Origin of the sequence: Pseudomonas sp. lyk4-R2A-8, assembly GCF_030209095.1 — a bacterium.
In the GTDB taxonomy this organism is placed as follows: domain Bacteria; phylum Pseudomonadota; class Gammaproteobacteria; order Pseudomonadales; family Pseudomonadaceae; genus Aquipseudomonas; species Aquipseudomonas quebecensis.
The window spans coordinates 1-1,032 of the sequence record NZ_JARVSS010000042.1 but is presented as its reverse complement, the minus strand read 5'-3'; the positions used below and the strand labels follow the sequence as shown (position 1 = coordinate 1,032).

Below are 1,032 nucleotides of genomic sequence, written 5' to 3'. Positions count from 1 at the left end.
AGCAGGCCCTGGCGTGCCTCAAGGGCCTGGCCGATGAGATCGACCCGGACCAGAAACTGGGGCGCTTGTCCCTGGGCCAGCGCCAATTGGTGGAAATCGCCAAGGCACTGTCCCGTGGCGCCCATGTGATCGCCTTCGACGAGCCGACCAGCAGCCTGTCGGCGCGGGAGATCGACCGCTTGATGGCGATCATCACGCGCCTGCGCGACGAGGGCAAAGTGGTGCTCTACGTGTCGCATCGCATGGAAGAAGTGTTCCGCATCTGCGACGCGGTCACGGTGTTCAAGGACGGCCGCTACGTGCGCACGTTCGAGGACATGAGCGCGCTGACCCACGACCAGTTGGTGACCTGCATGGTCGGTCGCGACATTCAGGACATCTACGACTACCGCCCGCGCGAGCAGGGCGAGGTGGCGCTCAAGGTCGACGGTCTGCTTGGGCCAGGCTTGCGCGAGCCGGTGAGTTTCCAGGTGCGCAAAGGCGAAATACTCGGCTTGTTCGGCCTGGTCGGGGCAGGGCGTACCGAGCTGTTCCGTCTGCTCAGCGGCCTGGAGCGTGCCCGCGCCGGCAGCCTTGAGCTCTGTGGTGAGCCATTGCAACTGCGTTCGCCGCGCGACGCCATCGCCGCCGGGGTGCTGCTGTGCCCCGAAGACCGCAAGAAGGAAGGCATCATCCCGCTGTCCAGCGTGGCCGAGAACATCAACATCAGTGCCCGTGGCGCCCACTCGCGCTTCGGCTGGCTGCTGCGCGAGGGCTGGGAGAAGGGCAACGCCGCACACCAGATCCAGGCGATGAAAGTCAAAACCCCGAACGCCGCGCAAAAGATCCTGTACCTCTCCGGCGGCAACCAGCAGAAGGCCATTTTGGGCCGCTGGCTGTCGATGCCGATGAAAGTGCTGCTGCTCGACGAGCCGACGCGGGGCATCGATATCGGCGCCAAGGCCGAGATCTACCAGATCATCCATAACCTCGCGGCCCAGGGCATTGCGGTGATTGTGGTGTCCAGCGACCTGATGGAAGTCATGGGCATTT

General features: G+C 64.5%; 1 protein-coding gene. It reads left to right on the top strand.

Features of this window, described 5'->3' with window-relative positions; translation table 11 throughout:
• The coding region (locus QRN10_RS24985; protein ID WP_285429373.1) for an ATP-binding cassette domain-containing protein at positions 1–1,032 on the top strand (1,032 nt) is incomplete at both ends.